16 protein-coding genes and 1 pseudogene are annotated in these 16484 nt (G+C 44.4%); 9 read left to right on the top strand and 8 right to left on the bottom strand.

Annotated elements, in window-relative coordinates; all coding sequences use genetic code 11:
• Positions 1–2: 2 nt before the first annotated feature.
• Positions 3–401, bottom strand: a complete 399-nt coding sequence (locus tag XMG59_RS00505) for an Hpt domain-containing protein (protein WP_173480958.1) — start codon at positions 399–401, stop codon at positions 3–5.
• 206 nt (positions 402–607) lie between these two features.
• On the opposite strand from XMG59_RS00505, the gene XMG59_RS00500 reads away from it, so the two are divergent.
• From XMG59_RS00500 to XMG59_RS00475, 6 genes are all read left to right on the top strand, one after another.
• A complete protein-coding gene (locus XMG59_RS00500; RefSeq protein WP_173498028.1) occupies positions 608–2272 on the top strand; it encodes a SpoIIE family protein phosphatase in 1665 nt (554 codons plus the stop codon).
• A 97-nt stretch (positions 2273–2369) separates the two neighbouring features.
• Complete coding sequence (locus XMG59_RS00495) at positions 2370–2963, top strand: AAA family ATPase (protein ID WP_173495580.1); 594 nt, start codon at positions 2370–2372, stop codon at positions 2961–2963.
• Between the two features lie 73 nt (positions 2964–3036).
• The gene (locus XMG59_RS00490) at positions 3037–3381 is read left to right on the top strand and encodes an STAS domain-containing protein (protein WP_173488850.1); all 345 of its coding nucleotides are present in this window, start codon (positions 3037–3039) and stop codon (positions 3379–3381) included.
• Positions 3382–3384: 3 nt separating this feature from the next.
• On the top strand, positions 3385–3891 hold the full coding sequence (locus tag XMG59_RS00485) for a hypothetical protein (protein ID WP_173483971.1): 507 nt from the start codon (positions 3385–3387) through the stop codon (positions 3889–3891).
• A gap of 8 nt (positions 3892–3899) precedes the next feature.
• On the top strand, positions 3900–4382 hold the full coding sequence (locus XMG59_RS00480) for an OmpA family protein (protein ID WP_173483972.1): 483 nt from the start codon (positions 3900–3902) through the stop codon (positions 4380–4382).
• A gap of 12 nt (positions 4383–4394) precedes the next feature.
• A complete protein-coding gene (locus tag XMG59_RS00475) occupies positions 4395–5558 on the top strand; it encodes a WecB/TagA/CpsF family glycosyltransferase (protein WP_173498027.1) in 1164 nt (387 codons plus the stop codon).
• Here XMG59_RS00475 and XMG59_RS00470 read toward each other — a convergent pair.
• Positions 5503–6057: a hypothetical protein gene (locus XMG59_RS00470; protein ID WP_173498026.1), complete on the bottom strand. Its 555-nt coding sequence runs from the start codon at positions 6055–6057 to the stop codon at positions 5503–5505. The genes XMG59_RS00475 and XMG59_RS00470 overlap by 56 nt on opposite strands.
• Before the next feature lie 102 nt (positions 6058–6159).
• On the opposite strand from XMG59_RS00470, the gene XMG59_RS00465 reads away from it, so the two are divergent.
• Together XMG59_RS00465 and XMG59_RS00460 are read left to right on the top strand one after the other, a co-directional pair.
• A complete protein-coding gene (locus tag XMG59_RS00465) occupies positions 6160–7356 on the top strand; it encodes a glycosyltransferase (RefSeq protein WP_173498025.1) in 1197 nt (398 codons plus the stop codon).
• Between the two features lie 8 nt (positions 7357–7364).
• Positions 7365–8600, top strand: a complete 1236-nt coding sequence (locus XMG59_RS00460; protein ID WP_173480968.1) for a hypothetical protein — start codon at positions 7365–7367, stop codon at positions 8598–8600.
• 34 nt (positions 8601–8634) lie between these two features.
• Here XMG59_RS00460 and XMG59_RS00455 read toward each other — a convergent pair whose 3' ends face one another.
• Positions 8635–9618, bottom strand: a complete 984-nt coding sequence (locus tag XMG59_RS00455; RefSeq protein ID WP_173498024.1) for a hypothetical protein — start codon at positions 9616–9618, stop codon at positions 8635–8637.
• A gap of 144 nt (positions 9619–9762) precedes the next feature.
• On the opposite strand from XMG59_RS00455, the gene XMG59_RS12235 reads away from it, so the two are divergent.
• Complete coding sequence (locus XMG59_RS12235) at positions 9763–9900, top strand: hypothetical protein (protein WP_371731440.1); 138 nt, start codon at positions 9763–9765, stop codon at positions 9898–9900.
• Between the two features lie 389 nt (positions 9901–10289).
• On the opposite strand, the pseudogene XMG59_RS00450 reads toward XMG59_RS12235, so the two are convergent.
• From XMG59_RS00450 to XMG59_RS00430, 5 genes and pseudogenes are all read right to left on the bottom strand, one after another.
• Positions 10290–12122 (bottom strand): annotated as a pseudogene (locus XMG59_RS00450) (SLBB domain-containing protein); the annotation flags it as partial.
• A 322-nt stretch (positions 12123–12444) separates the two neighbouring features.
• Positions 12445–13368: a hypothetical protein gene (locus XMG59_RS00445; RefSeq protein ID WP_173498023.1), complete on the bottom strand. Its 924-nt coding sequence runs from the start codon at positions 13366–13368 to the stop codon at positions 12445–12447.
• Positions 13358–13837, bottom strand: coding sequence for a hypothetical protein (locus XMG59_RS00440; RefSeq protein ID WP_173480972.1), 480 nt, complete (start codon positions 13835–13837; stop codon positions 13358–13360). The genes XMG59_RS00445 and XMG59_RS00440 overlap by 11 nt, the downstream gene beginning before the upstream one ends.
• Positions 13838–13905: 68 nt before the next feature.
• Positions 13906–15102 (bottom strand): glycosyltransferase family 4 protein, encoded by a 1197-nt coding sequence (locus tag XMG59_RS00435; RefSeq protein ID WP_173480973.1) that lies wholly within the window; start codon positions 15100–15102, stop codon positions 13906–13908.
• Positions 15102–16382 carry a lipopolysaccharide biosynthesis protein gene (locus XMG59_RS00430; protein ID WP_173480974.1) on the bottom strand — a complete coding sequence of 427 codons (1281 nt, stop codon included), beginning with the start codon at positions 16380–16382 and terminating at the stop codon, positions 15102–15104. The genes XMG59_RS00435 and XMG59_RS00430 overlap by 1 nt, the downstream gene beginning before the upstream one ends.
• Positions 16383–16484: the final 102 nt, after the last annotated feature.

Genomic DNA, 16484 nt, shown 5'->3' with positions numbered 1-16484 from the left:
TATTAAGCCGATAGCGATGATGAAAACCGGTTCAACTCTGCAAGGACAGATTCCAGCTGCGAGGGTACAGAAGGCACAAACTGATCAACCGTCGCTTGATCGCCAGATTTGGCTGCTTTTTCTATGCGCTCGGCGGTAGAACGAAGCGTTTCGGCACCAAAGGTTGCTGAGGTACCTTTCAGTGAATGTGCTTCGATACCTAATGTCGCTAAATCATTTTCAGACATCGCTTTACTGATGTTCTCTAAACGCTGTGAAGATTCTGATTCGAACACTTCAATAAGGCTTGGCAAGAAATCGATCGACGTGTCCTCTAAAAGACGCTCCAGTACTGCAAGATCCAGTACTTCAGAAACCTTTGAAGCAACCGCCTGATCCATTGAATCGATGATTTGTCCCATTTAACTATCTCCTTAAAATAATCCTTCTAAACAGTGAAGGCACATCAAGAGAAAGCAAGGTCCATGCCAACTCTTCTTACCGCTTATAAAAAGATCTATTCATAGTGATTCGCAAAATGCAAAAAGTCTAGATATTTGATTCAGAGCTGTTGGCACGGTTTGTGCTTACCCTCATGCAATAGGAACTAAACAGACCGAGTTTTAAAATGAATATTGCAGTATCAGTTAAGAGTAGCGAACAAGACCATTTTGATATCAATAGAATCCTAATGGTTGATGACAGCCCTACCGAACGAGCTCGCCTTGGCGCGATGTTAAAAGACCTAGGCTATGAAGTCGTTGAGGCCTGTGATGGTAAAGAGGCACTCGCACTGCTGGAGAGAGACCAATTTCAATTGATCCTCTCAGATCAAGTGATGCCAGAGATGGATGGCAAAACACTCTGTCGCACTCTGAGAAGCAACGAGCGTTACGGATCACCCTACGTCGTTATGCTGACCGCAGAGAATGATCAAAATGAGCTGGTCACCTGTATGGATGCAGGCGCGGATGATTTTTTGCGTAAACCCGCTGTTAAAGAGGAACTTCGTGTACGGCTGGCTGCAGGAGCTCGCTTGGTAAGCATGCGTAAAAGTGTCACCGACCAGAACGAGCAACTCAACGAAACCGTGACTGCACTGGAAGCTGCGCAGAAGCAAAATGAGGAAGAGTTGCAATTTGCGACGCATCTTCAAGAGGAGTATGTACCAAAGAATCAGTGGTTATCACCCACCCTAGAACTCGCTACACACTTTAAAACAGCACGTGGCATTGGTGGTGATTCAATGGGATATGTCACAACCAATAACAATCAAGTACTGATCTATCAGATCGACGTAATGGGACACGGGGTCGCATCGGCTATGCTCTCCTTTACCTTACAAAATGCCATTCAACAGATGCTGGGTTACTACATCAATCAAAGTGTCTTGCCACCACTTCATCAAATCGTTCGCAGACTGAATGAGCGCTTTCCTAGTGAGCGTTTTTCAGGCCTCTACTTCACTATGTTCCTTGGCATGATAGATGAACAAGCCAATACCCTAAGGTACTGCCAAGCAGGACACCCTCACCCCTGCGTGTTAAGCGAACAGGGTGATATGATGCAGATAAGCCGCGGCAGCTTTCCAGTTGGAATGTTTGAGTTTGCCGACTTTGAAACACGATCCCTTCCCTTTTTACCAGGTTCTTCATTGCTGTTAAGTAGTGATGGACTGTTTGATATTGTTGATGAAACAAACTCAGCCATAGGCCGTAATGCGATCGAAAACATACTGAAACGTGAACGCAGTAAAGATGCCGCAACTCAGTTAGATATCATTAAGCAATTTGCCTATGATTGGGGTAACCAAGAGACCCCAGAAGATGATGTATCGGTCATGTTGATTAAACGCTCCTCGGAAAACAACCAAGAGACAGAGTTGAACGTCCAGCCATTTCTGACCAGTTTACGCCCTACAGAGAGCGACGTAGAAAAGACACTGGATCATATCTATCTTCACTTAAAACTGCTTAATACCGATGATCTAATCCTCTCTAAGATCAGAACCGCGCTAGCTGAACTACTGAACAATTTTGTTGAACATACTGTTTGGCCTGAAGATTATGTGGAGCTTCCAATAGAGATCATCACAACGACCTCTAAAAGCTGGATTGAGTTCAATATTCAAGAATATTCCGTTGAGCTTCCTCATCTATGCCCACCTAAGCCCTATTCAGGTGAATCAGAGTCAGGGCGTGGCCAACACATCATGATGAGTTGGATCGATCAAATCAGCTGTAAGCGTGCCAATGATGCAAACCTATGGCGACTGCGTTTTAAAAACAGCTAATAACGTCACTCAAAATAAGCCGCATCTATTGCGGCTTATTCATTTCCAGCACTGATCTCTCTATAATCTGAGCACATTTTGAACCGATGGAATTGACGTGAAACCTCTTTTGATTGCCGTTGCCGGTGCTTCTGGATCTGGGAAAACCACCGTAGCTAACGCCCTGTTGCAGGGCATTCAATCACAGGGATTAACGGCCACGCTGTTTAGTCAGGACAATTTCTACAACCCTATTGGTCACCCGCTCAGTAATTACGATGAGCCTCAAGCGCTAGAGCTTGATCTATTGGCCAAAAAACTCAACGAGCTTAAACAGGGGTTGGCGACCGAAATTCCGACCTATGATTTTGTCGTTCACAGACGCCAACAAGAGACTTTGATCATTGAACCACTGGATGTGATTTTGGTCGAGGGGCTTTTTCTACTGTCACAACCGAATTTAGTCTCAGCCTTTGATATCAAAATCTACTTAGATGTCCCTCAAGAGATCTGCTTCCAACGCCGTTTTGAACGAGATCAAATTGAACGAGGTCGTGAACCTGACGACATTCGTCGTCAATACAACGACCAAGTGCGACCTGGATTCGAACGTCACATTGCCCCATATCGCGATCAAGCCGATATTAGAATTGACGCCCTCCCCTCAGATGTGAAAAGTTTTATTAAAAATAGACTAAATCTGCCTCGATAATCGGAACAAACCCCTAAGTTGGCACACCTATTGCTAAGGATATATAGGTACATAATTAACTTAGGAGTTACCGATGAGTTTTACAGTCAGTTCTTACGATTCAGCTAACGTCGTTCACATGCCAGAGAAACTTACTATGGCTAATGCGAACAGCGTTAAACAGCAGCTTACCGAGATGATCGAACAGGGAAAAACCAACCTTGTCATCGATTTGGCAGGCATGAGCTTTACCGATTCAAGTGGTTTAGCCGTGCTAGTCGCTGTCTACAAAAACATTCAAAAATTGGGTGGTTCAGCGGTGATCTTGTCGCCTCAACCAGCCGTGCAATCTCTGTTAGAACTGACACGCCTGCAAGAGCTATTCGAGATCTATCAGGATCCGAATGCTGCCATTGAGCGAGTCAGCAAAGCGGCTTAACCAATGTACGAAGCCCTTCGAGAACACCTAGACTCCGCCGTGCTGACATTGGCGGAGTCAAAAGGATCAGAGCTACCCAATGCACTTATTGAGTCGCGCATCACCTCAATTATCTTCTATAAGGCGGCCATTGAGTTGATTGAACGGTTCAATAATGGACAGATAAACATCTTGGAAAAACTTCCAGAAAATGTCCGTCGTTCGCTCCTTACGCCCAACTGCATGATGAGTTATGAGCACTGGCTAGATGCCATTTCTAATCTGCATCTTGAGCTAGAGAAGGTCTACTACAGTGATACCCATTTAACGCACGAATCTTTGGCTGATATTCACCGCAATGCGATCGATATTGAGCAGTTTGTTCTCAGTGCGCCCTTTAACGGCAGAGCCAGCCTGTTAATGCCAGGATTAATAAAACGGGACCAGAAACTTAAATGTTTAGCGGCACCCTTTTTAGTCTTTAAGAGGCTAGGTTTACTGACTCCGTTGAAATCGGTTGTGAACGGATAGGAGTGATCATGAAAAAATATGACGGCATCAAGCTGGGTTCATTGGTCAGCTTACTCCTGTCTGGTTGCAGCCAACAGCCGATACAAAACGAAAACGAGACGATCTATTTTTCGCACTCGTTGCCGAATATCGCCACTCCCTTAAAGCCTCAACCAGTCGTCAACATTGTGCTACCGATCATCTACTTCGCCAACGACAGTTATGAAGTGACGCCAACCGAGAGGGTCAAACTCAAAGAGTTTGTTGAGACACTGGGTGAGCAACGTCCGTCAATCATTTTGAATGGGCATACCGATTGGAATCGCAGTGACCAATACAACGATCAGTTGGGGCTGAATCGATCCGAGTCCGTCCTACTAACATTGGTTGATATTGGCTACCCAGCTGAAAAACTGGCCACAGCCTCCATGGGCGAATCCCAACCCGTTGCAGACAATCAAACCGAACAGGGCCGTCAACTGAATCGACGAGTCACTCTATCACTATTCTAATAGAGCCAAATCATGACACGAGAAGAAGCGATTGCACGTGATCTAAAGCGCAATGTATGGACAGTCATGGGGCTGCCGTTTGATTGCACAACAGAGCAAGAGACGACAGATCATCTGATTGATGCGATGCTAAAAGAGGAGCGCTGCTTCTTCACAACACCGAACCTAAATTTTGCAATCACTGCACAAAATGATTCGCAATTTAGGGATTCAGTCATTAACTCAGATTGGGTGGTCGCGGATGGTATGCCGCTTATCTGGATTGCAAAAACTCTAGGTATTCCTTTGCCGGAACGCGTCGCTGGCTCTTCAGTGTTTGAAAGGGTTAGGCAAGAGTATAGAAACCCACATCGCCCCATCCGACTGGTCTTTTTCGGAGGCCCTGATGGAACAGCAGCTGAAGCGTTTAAAAAGATCGCGGTAGACAACAGCAGCATGGAAGTCGTTGGTTTTTACAGCCCCGGCTTTGGCTCGATGGATGAGATGAGTGATCCTGAGATAATCAAACAGATCAATCAGACAGATGCGGATCTTTTAATTGTTGCGTTAGGAGCAAAACGAGGCCAGCAATGGATCGAACTAAACCGCCACAATCTTGATGTTCCGGTCATTTCACACCTGGGCGCGGTCATCAATTTTGTTGCAGGAACGGTTAACAGGGCCCCTCTTTGGATACAACGTAGCGGTTTAGAGTGGTTATGGCGTATATGGGAGGAGACGAGTCTATTTAAGCGGTATTGGCATGATGGTCGCGCATTTATTTGGCAATACCTCACAAAAATACGTCCCTATAAAAAACTAATGCAGAAGCAGTCTCAGCTACCGCAGATACCTTTGGAGTTTAGTTATCTAAACGACTCAAACACCCTACAAATATCGGGTGATGCACTTCACAGAAACTTATCAAATCTTAGAAGTGCATTAATTGAGTTAATTGAAGAGGAGAGAGTTCGGGTCATCGATCTCAAAGGCCTATCTCGGCTGGATGGTTCATTCATCGCCCTGCTACAACTGGTGCAAAAGCAGATCAATATAAACGGTCACAGCTTGACGCTTAAAAACCTTGATTCAGTTCATCTGCAACAGTTTGAATACGCTTGCGTATCTGATCAATTCACTATTATTCAACATCCAAGCCCAGTGGATGACGCTTCACTAGCGCCCACTCAATCATAGCGATCAATAACACCAGTGCAGTTGAGATAAGATAAACGTTTACGACCATATCAAGATGGGTAAAAGGGTCTTTCTCCTGTAAAAACTCTACCAATAAGATCACTGCGACAATCCCAACTCCGGGCAACCAAGAGTAGGCTAGATTTCTTAGCAGTCGATAGAGTCTGAACCGAACTATCTTCTTAGAGGGGTTTATTAGGGCAAAGCAGAGGTAATAACTGAATGTGTGGAACGCGCCAACACTGAGCATCAGCAGGCCAAGGTAATCCAGATAGTAGGTTTCATAAATTGCCTTCCCTACAACGAATTCGATGCCAAAAAAGATAAGCAACAGCATCACCGATCTCATTAAGTATTCAACAATCAGCACAACGACCAATGGCTGATTCTTCAACTCACCAGCCTCCGCTTTTTCCATAGTCTGTAGATTAGACGCTCGAGGTGGTCCGATGACGGATAGATATCCTAGAATGAATAAAAATTTCGACAGAGCTCTCATCTAATTCCTCTCTATGTGGCACACAAATTGCATTAACTAACTGGGTGAAAACCCATTACTTGCGAAGTGATAAGCAATTTACAGGCCAACTTGAGAAATATTATGAGTAAACAGACACTGTTAATGATCAGCATAGAGCTTCCCTACCCCGCTAATAGTGGTGGGCGAGTCAAGAGTTGGAATATGCTGAAGTACCTAACCAACCACTACTCTGTTGCCCTGGCCTGCCCACTTAAATATGGGAGTGAACATGTAACTGAATTTTCGCAGTTGGTCGATCTAGATAAGTTACTCTACGAAAAGGTTGAAGAACCCCGTTCGCCTAAAAACTTGATTAAGAGCTATCTTAAAGCGATCCCTCTTAATGTCTTAAGATCAGGCTCAAAAAAATTGAAAGAGCGTATTGCAGAGATCGCGAACGATTACGAAGTCATGTTGATTGATCACTACGAAGCCGCTCAATACATACCCGACCATTTCAGAGGCAAAGTGATATTTCATGCTCATAACGCCACCTACCTAATGTGGGATCGTTATGGCAAAGAGGGTAATAATTGGGTTATGCGTACCATCGCAAATTGCGAAGCCAAACGCGTTGCAAAGTTTGAATCTGAAATCTGTCGTCGATCTGATCTATTTTTTGCATCACCCAACGATATAGACAATCTCTCCAAAATTGGTGCAGATACCAATATTGCAAGAGAGACCTACCACCTTGGGGATGACACACAACTTGCTCTCCCTAGCATCAAATTTGAAGAGACAGAGAAGCGACTTCTCTATGTAGGCACACTCAGTTGGGAGGCTAATGTTGATGGCTTACTCTGGTTTATTGAACAAGTGTGGCCAGAGATAAAGGCCAACAATCCTAACCTGATTCTAGACATCGCTGGTGGTAACCCTGCACAACGTCTTGTCGACAGAGTTGCACAGGTCCAAGGCATTCAATTGCTAGGCTTTGTCGATGACCTAGAGCCACTGTTCAAGCGCTCTCGTGTGTTTATTGCACCGCTTACTTTTGGCTCAGGTATAAAAGTCAAAGTGCTCAACTCAATGTGCAGAGGACTTCCCATTTCAACCACATCGGTGGGTGCCGAAGGCATTGATGCGGACCACTTAACCCACCTATGCATAGACGATACCGCTGCAGATATGGCGAACTCAATTGATCGTTTGCTGCATGATCAAAAGCTATGGGAGACACTGGAACAAAAGAGTCGTGAGCGGGTACGTGAAAAGTACACCTGGGATAGGGTTCTAGGTTTCATGGTCAACGAAATTAACCTGCTATCGGCTTAATCAACCCTGTGTTCATCTCGACTCGAGCCCTTATCACCTTTGCACTGGCTGTCATCTTCTATACAGCGTTTAAGGGTGCCTATTACTTTATGGCCAATAGATTACAGGAGGTCGGTTTTCTCCTAACCTTTATTCTATTTGGCTACTCTGCACTGGTTGCAGCACTGAACGTTAAAGAGCAAAACCTTCGATGGAGTTTTTGGGTGTTCACCACCCTGCTATTTGTGGCTTACACCTTTGTGCTACCGGCCTATCAATTCTCTGTGAATGCTGGTGTGTCAATGCTACCCAGCATGATGGCATCACGTGAATTTCTGATTGTGTTTATTGCCCCTACTCTCTACTTCTTGTACCGAATTGGTTACAAAGTTGAGGACATTAATAGAGTCGTTCTGTTGGTGTTTGCTGCCATTGTTTTTAGTTATGTATTTCACTATTTCCGTATCGATCTTGAAGCTGCCTACAACTCCTCTGACCCAACTATAAAAGGGATGACAACGCATGACGAGCATCGAGGATATCGATTAAAAGCGCCACAGGTAGCTCTATTTCTAACGACCATAATTTCAGCCTATCTAATGGTGACTTCCGAAAGCTTAAGAGCAAAATTGGGTTGGGGCATCACATTTTGTGTTTCCGTTTGGATATGGTCCATTATTCAAGCAAGAGCACCAACGGCAATGATGATTCTGGGTGTTCTTCTCTATCACCTATGGTTTGCAAGAAAGCCACGCATGGGATTGCTTTTCCTGGGTATGGCTCTAATCATTCCGCTTTATACACTGGCCATTCAACAATATTTTGCCGTTATGGAAGGGGCCGATGATGGTGTTCGCTATCGCTCCTACATGATTGCTCTTAACACTGTGATGGACCATCCATTTTTTGGATTTGGTCAACAAAGTGCAGCGACAATCACAGAGCAAGAGATCTTTTGGTATAAGTTCTACAGCTCAGATCTCGGTTTAATAGGTGTGGCATTTAAATTTGGCATAACGGGTGCTTTGCTCTATGTGGCACTGATGATCTATACACTCAAGAAAGCAGTGACTACCAACTGGTTAATTATTCAGCATACGGGGAAAGCTAACATATTTTTTGTTGCATCCATTGCGAAACTAATTACCGATATTTTCAACTCTTTACTGTCCGTGCACTATATTTATATCCATGGTCTAGCCCATGCATCAATAATCATTGCCCTGAGTGTCATCTATAGACTCGAGTATCAGAATCACAGATAGACACTATAGAAACTGGCGAATGCATAGAGAGTCTCTATTTATCAATCCACTCTTCAAAAGTCTGAGATGTAACCTCATCACCAGAAATGGGCTTTGCTTGAACCTTTCCAACTCGGGCTTTGTATTCAGAAAGTGCAGCGTTCATTTTTCTTAGAATGACGAGCCCAATTACAAAGAAGAGGCCTAAAAATAGCACCCCTACAAAAGCTAATACGGTCCACTTTTTTCGGCTCGGGTATGACTTGTAAAGCGGTGGATTAGCAGGCTGTATCATCTCAAAAGGATAATTCTCTCGAGCATGGATCATCGATTCGACACCCAACTGTGCTTCTAATAAACGATAAATAGAACGTTGCACTTCGATATTATTTACCTCACTCAGACGGCGTTCTAAATAGTCACGACGAGAATTCATTGTCTCTACAGAGCGCTGTTTAATAAACGCATTAAAATCAGCAAGGTAGTGATTAACAATCTCTGCAGAATAATCGGATGAGTGAGTGGTCGCATAAACGGTCAAGAGACCACTTTTTTCATCATGAGAGTGGCCAACGTGCTCTTCCCTAAAAATCTTAGTGGCAACTCGATAATCTGGAACAAACCCCTCACGAAATGAGGCAGATTCTGCATTCCATTCGTTGGGAAACAACATCGGCAGCAGTCCGCGCTTATCAATAAAATACTTTGTAAACTCAAAGCTATTTAACTTAGCTAACAAGCGATCAAGTTCATTACTAGGTGCAACATCAATAATGAAGTCGTGCTCTAATAATTCTAAGGCATCGCTACCTCGATAACTTTCTGGGGCTACGCCACCTGGATTTTCATTGATATTCACAGCCGCGATTCCTGATGCGGTAAACTTATCATCCACAAACTTTGATAAACCAAAGACAGCAGCTGCTGAAAAAATGGCCGCGATCAACAGACGATATTTCGAGCGGAGTACAGCGTCTAAATACTCTAAAAGATCCACCTGTTGATCGATATGAATAGGTGGTTCATTTGTGTTCTTCATAATTAATTACCCTTAAAAAGATAACTGACGCTTGAGGCTGATAAGGTCAATTTATAGAACAGATCGACCCAAGATTGTGTGAACTCTCGACCATTGATTCGATCGACACTCAACGGCACATAGATAGTAGACCCTGGAGTCACTTTGACGTTTGAAGCGCTACCTAACCAGCCCCAACTCGATGCTTTAGAACGAACACTCATCACCTCTCCATTAGCTTGTACCACAAAAGCATGCTCATGCTGCGCTAACTCTTTCATACCACCGCTTAGATTGATGTAGTCCAATGAGGCTCTATCTTTTCGATATTTGTGTGACGTTGGAAAATAGACCTGACCGACGACAGAGACCTCATCTTGGTATTTTGGAACCCTAATGCGATCTCCAGACTCTAGAACCACATCAGACAGCTCTGAGCAGTTTTTAACAGCGGCCTCCATATCAACCACCATACGTCCTACTGCACGCTTAGGAGCCAGTTGCTTGATGATTTTCAAAGTTTCCTCTGCGCCGTTGTTTTCGGGCTGTTTATCCTGTTTTTGGTAACCTGGTGAAAGATGTACATCCGCTAACAGATCATCAAGCTCGCCCATCATGCGATCAAGTGCCTGTTGTTCACGAAGACGGACAGATTCACGCGTAAATACCGTACCGAAGAGATAAGCGTCCTCTGTAAAGCCACCGGCTCTCTGCAATAATCCACAGAGTGTTTCACGCTTATCAACGGTGTATGTGCCCGGGAATAGAACTTCACCTTCGATGGTCACCTCTTTACGGTTACTGATCCATTCAGGTTTTTGTCTGATGACCAGATGATCCGAGGGTATCAACACAGTGGTTAAATCTTCGCTTATACCTTCTCTTTGAATTAAAGAGACATCGTATTGATCTATGCGCGAATAATCGCCTTTGATAATTGAGCGACGGGCTAGCGTTGCCTCTGAGTTGAATGCTTGCTCTTTTAGGCCACCTGCAGCAACCACAAGATCCTCAATACGCATTCCAGCCACTAGGGGATAGAGGCCAGGAGAACGTACTGATCCGCTCACTTTAACCACTTGTGTAGGAGTATTGATCGAAGCTTGCTGGCGAAGCTTCTCAAGTAGACCTTTTAAAATCTCAGATCGTTTACTGTCTCGGCCAAACAAGAAGAGTTCATCCCCTGCTTTCAATTTAGGGTTATAGCGATTCTCTGTTAAATCCAACGCTGTCACATCCACCTTTAAGCTGTCAGCATCGGTGCGCGACAAAATTACATAGGAGCGATCACTACCTACCTGGAAGCCACCAGCATACTCAATCAAATCGGTTAAGCGCATCTCATTGGCGATTGGATAGGTGCCGCCATGACGAACGAACCCTTTGATCCGAACCAGAGGTGAAAGCTCTGATGCAGACGCCTCGCGCTCCATTCTCTTAACCAGATTATTGAGTTGATCTGCACGCTGATCGTGCGTATTGAAAACGACAATTCGATCTCGCGCCTGCAAAGTCAAATTATCTTCTGAAAATGGGTTAGAGAGTGCATTACCTAAATTAAAATAGAGTACCTCTGTTCTCTTGCTAACAGGATTTTCTCTCTCTACCAGTGCGGTTGATAAGTCAGCGCCCTGTTTAAGAGTGGCAACATCCTTAATCAGATCAGTGACTTTAATACCGCTTCGCCACTGCATTGCACCGGGTTTAAGCAGATGACCATCAAGCAACACAACATTTTCAACACGATCTATCACTGGTAGCACCTTAACCAGATCGCCATTGATCAGACGAATATCCCCACCCTGCTTCGTCATATCGGCAGAGATCAACTCATAGGACTCGCTTGAACCTATACGTTCTATCATAACGGTGCTTTTGGCAGCCGTCGGCAACAGTCCACCAGCCAGTTTGAGCAAGTCAGTAACGCTCTGCTCTTCCTCGATTTCATAGATTGCTGGTCGATGCACTTCTCCCGCAATACCTGCCGTCATTCCGATAGGTTTGATAAAGATGATGTCCCCTTGGCGCAGATAAGCATTTCCGCTGTCATCACCCCGTAGAAGCAGATCATAGAGATCAAAATCTGCAACAACCCGCCCCTGACGCTTCACCTGAATGGAGCGCAGTGAGCCGGTTCGTTTAATACCCCCAGCCTGAATCAACGTATTCAGTAGAGAACTCATACCACTCACCGTGTAGGTGCCTGGTTGATTGACTTCACCGACCATTAGAACCTGAATGGAGTGAAGCTCAGCTAGCGTTACGATACTTTTCACACCGACTCGGACGCGATCAATGGACTCTTTGATTAACAGTTTAGCGTCTGAAAAATTGAGACCCGCAACTTGAATGGCGCCAATTTCTGGAACCAGGATTTGACCCTCACGAGTGACGACAAGTCGATACTCCAAATCGGTCACACTGAAAATCTGCAGCACAAAGGTATCACCTGGCCCAATGATGTAATCTTCAGGAACAGGAATACCTGCAACGGGTGCAAAGGTTGTGGCAAGCGTAGTGAACATGTCATAGCCAAATTGCTCAAGCGAAGGCTGAGTTTTCAAATCGCGGCTTTTCTCCGTTAACTCAACCGGCTTCAGCGTCTCTGCAATCTTTTTCTCTATCTCAGAAGGCTCTTGTAACTCATCGATGATTAAGCTTTTCACAACCCCCAAAGGGACCTCCTCTAAGGGTAAGTCCTGACCGGTTGGAGCCGCATTAATCGCTGCTTGACGCTGCTGACGCTCGGGCAGTGAATTGGCCGACGCGTTATTGACCGTGAATGCCATTAACAGACAGAGAGCGCTCAGAACAGAGCTATTCGTGTTAAACATATTCATTACCCTCTTACTCATCAGCAAACTTCTCGCAACCGTTAAAGTTGACCAGCGCATTTAAAGCGGTTCTTGGACACTGATCTTTGTAATCAAAAACACCATCGCCATCACTATCTTTAGGTCCTTTATAAAGTACTCTCTCAACAAAATGCGCCATTTGTTCAGGCGGCATTATTTTGTCTGCAGCACTTGAAAAACCACAGTCTCCGATCTGATCTATAAGCGATCTTGATAAAGAGTTACTGATTCCAATCAAATAGATACAGCTACCTTTTAACTCTTTTGGCGACATCCATTTAGGCGTTTTTGATTGAATAAGGTGGCCTTCTGGGTAGCGATATGCCTGACGCAATCGATTAATGGCATTGACTAAATTTTCATCAACGACACTCCAATCCGTCAGAATCACTATCGTTTGAAAACCCCTCACCTGTGCAGACTGTTGATGTAAAGCGTTTAGCAGAGAGATCAAATCCTCAGCGACGAACTGAAATTGCTCACTATCTAATTGATAAGGATCGAGCTTAGATAGTGGCTTAAAGCTGAAGTCCGAGGAGAATTGCGCCAGGTCATTGGCAGCTAGCAAATGGCTTTCAAGGTTTGTCTTGGGTGCCGTTACCAGAAAACGACGCACGACCTCTTCGGCATAATCTGTACTGGGCACACCTCGATACTCTTTACCCTTTAGGGTTGTCCAGTCAGCAATCAGGGTAAATTGGTCAGCTCTTCTCTCAAGCTGAAGTTGATTAACCCGCGGCTCAATATTGAGTGGATCAAAAATATGCAGTGAGCGTTTATTCAATGAAGTGTTGTATTCGTCAATCGACGTTAACAGTGTTCTCTCTGGTACATCGATGGTTCGTTCAAAACCAGAACAACCCGCTAAAAACAGCGTTGTTATCGGTAACAAAAGCTTCAGTAGATCACTTTTCATTTGACGTTCCTTTGAGACCTAACAGGTCCTTAGCCTCCTGAAACAGATCAAAAGGCAGATAATCACTAAGATGAGAATTGGGCATCAAATCGATACCAGCAAAGCTTTTGATTAGATAGAGAGCTGCAGCCAATACAATAAGAGCGGTCATCATTAAACTGCCAGACACCAGCAGGTAGACAGTTCGTCGTAAACCAATGGGCAAACGCTCGATCCGGTTCAACTCTAAATTGTGTGTTTTACGTCTTCGATCACGACCTGCAAACAGAACGAGATAGTAGGCTCTAAAAAAAAGCGGGAGTCGAATGCGGATATCTAGACTGTGTCGTGTTTCGGTGGACTGAGCGACCAGTGCCGACCTGACGTCGTTGAGTTGTTCAACACTGAGACTAGAGAGAGTTTTATGAGGAATTCGACTGATCGTAAAATCAGCAAATACTTCACTACTCTCTCGGGTTTTATCCTGCACACTGCTACCTAATCATTAATTCTCAGATAGCAATAAGCAAAAACCTTGCCAGTTTTGCAAAGTGCAAATCAAATAGCCTGATAGAGTTCACTGTATTTAGAGAGCATTTCTCGGTTAGAGTAATTTTTTGCTTGTTCTAAACAGTGCCTAGAGAGTGTTTCGTAATCCAACTGACCAAAGGTTTGCAGTGCTGATTCAAACTCTGATTGGCTGTTAATATCTATGACAAGACCTGTCTCTCCCTGCCTGACGAGCTCGAGCAATCCACCAGCACCATGAACCATTACCGGTATGCCATGGGCATAGGCTTCAATGACAACGCGCCCCATAGGCTCATACCATAAGGAGGGAACAATCAGCACATCGATCTCTGCAAAGAAATCAGCAGGTTTTGTAAATCCTCTATAATCAATGGCTGGATCACTCTCCAGTTGTGACTCAATCCTTTTCTCACCAGTTCCGGCAAAAACGAAGCGGTAATCACTCCCTTCAGGCAGTTGTTTCACGCGATCAACCAACTGCATTACACCCTTGTCGTACTCCAAACGACCAATGTAACCAAAGACTTTCGCCTCACTCGACCGAGGAGTCTGTGACTGTTCTTCAAAATTGTCATTAGGGGAGATGCTGTTATAGATAACTCGCTGATGACTCTTCTTAAAGTAACCGTCTTCGGTGTGGCTATTTAAGATGAAATTGCTAATCCCTACGATGCCATCGACTCGCTCAGAACCCCACCTTTTTGGCGTCGAATAGCATCTACACTCCTTGCAAATTGCTTCGCAATTTATCTCATTTTTTCTTCTCGACTCTCGATGACACTGTATATAGTAATCCCGCAAGGTATGAACGACCTTGCAGCCTCGTTGCTTAGCAATCTTCCAAACCAATACACTGATTCCTTTAAGATTGTTGGTATGCACAATGTCTGGCTGAAACTGATCAATGACGGATAAAATATCTTTTCGATAACGAAAATTACTAAGATCCAGAAGACGTTGTGCAAGCTTCTGAGCAACACGTTTAACTTTGTTGGGTGTTTCTAGCGTTACGAAAGGCCAGTAGATGTTTCTATCTGGGAAGTAGAAGGCTTTTACGCCATTTTCTAAACGCCGAGAACCAACCAAGCTGGGATCTTTCACGATACTGGCTACTGCCACCTCATAACCCATGGAGACCAGACCATCCGCTAGGTTATAAACTGACTGTTCAGCACCTCCTAGCTTGGTAGGAAAGAAGACAGAATTAAATAGCAGAATTTTCATCATTGGGTTCCTGTTAAATCACTACAGCGTTTGGATTTTTGGTAGACAAACAGGATTAAAGTCCCGTAGAGAAAACCGTTAGCAATGCTTAAATAGATGATCGATTGAAGTGGGCTTTGTGCTAGCACGCCAAGGTAGATGGCTAACACCCGAACAGAGAGTGAAACGATTTCATGAGCAAGCAGATGAGCCTGCAGACCTAGAACGGGGACTGATGCAATGGCAGGCCTTGAGGCCAGCATCATCAATAACCACAGGGCAATCCATTGTGCAAATTCTCCCGACGTTTTCCACTCTTCGCCGTAAAGCAGAGCGAAAATGCTAGGCCCAAGTAGAGCGATGAAACCAAAAGGAAATATGCCCAATAAGAATAAATTTCTCGTCGTTCTATTAAGAAGTGCGGTGATAGTCTGTTTTTGCTCTACCCTATCAACAACCTCTTTGTAGAAGACGTCCCCTACACTTTTCCCCAACAAGGTTGCAGGTACAGTCAACAGCGCGAAGGCGATGGTGTAATAACCTGCAGCAGCTGATCCGAACGCCCAGGCAAACATCAACGTAGGCGCAGCCAACGAGACTGAGTTTAATAGCACCTGTGGTGCGCGATAGATTGGAAAATCGTAATAGCGTTTGAGCAAATCACGATAGGAATCTTTAGTGACATACTCAGTGGATAGACCAGATCGCTTCGCTAGATAGAGGTTTTGAATCATCATACCCAGGGTATAAAACAGGACTAACCATCCACCGGTGGCTTTAATCAAACCCATCAAGGTTTGACTCACTCCAATAAACAGCGCCCTAATGTTGAGTGATTTTGCCAGGTTGGAGAACTTCTTAGTTCTAATCTGCCACTGTTCATTAACCTGGAATATCGCAGCAATAAAAATAGCCACAGGTAGTAGCCAACCCAAACCAATAAGGGACTCGGCATTTATTAATGTCAGGACCTCTTTTTCAAAGATCAGCAAACTTATGAGTAAAGTGGTCGATAGAGATAAGCTTATAAACAGCGATAGCTTAGCCAATTTCCAAGCCTCGGCATCGCTTTTCGCCAGTACGATAGACATAGGTAAGGTCAGAGCAATGGCAGGGGCAAACATATAAATTGACGAGGTGAAAACACCTAAATAACCATACTGTTCAGGACCATACAGTCGTGTAATGACCAATGAAAATAGAAGCGTTAAAGCATTAGACAGCGCCGTGCCACTGGCCAGCACCATTATATTTTTTAAAAAAGCATCCTTATTTAGAAAGTGCTTAAGTCGAGAAATCATCAGTCGTAAACCCAAACATTGATCGATTGAACCTCTACAGCATATTTCGTGCCAATGTATTCATATAAATGAATATAAGTTGGCACGATTAATGCTAATCAC

The organism is Marinobacterium sp. xm-g-59 (genome assembly GCF_013283315.1).
Lineage (GTDB): Bacteria > Pseudomonadota > Gammaproteobacteria > Pseudomonadales > Balneatricaceae > Marinobacterium_E.
The sequence above is the reverse complement of the archived record's forward strand: the minus strand, read 5'-3'. Positions and strand labels throughout refer to the sequence as shown.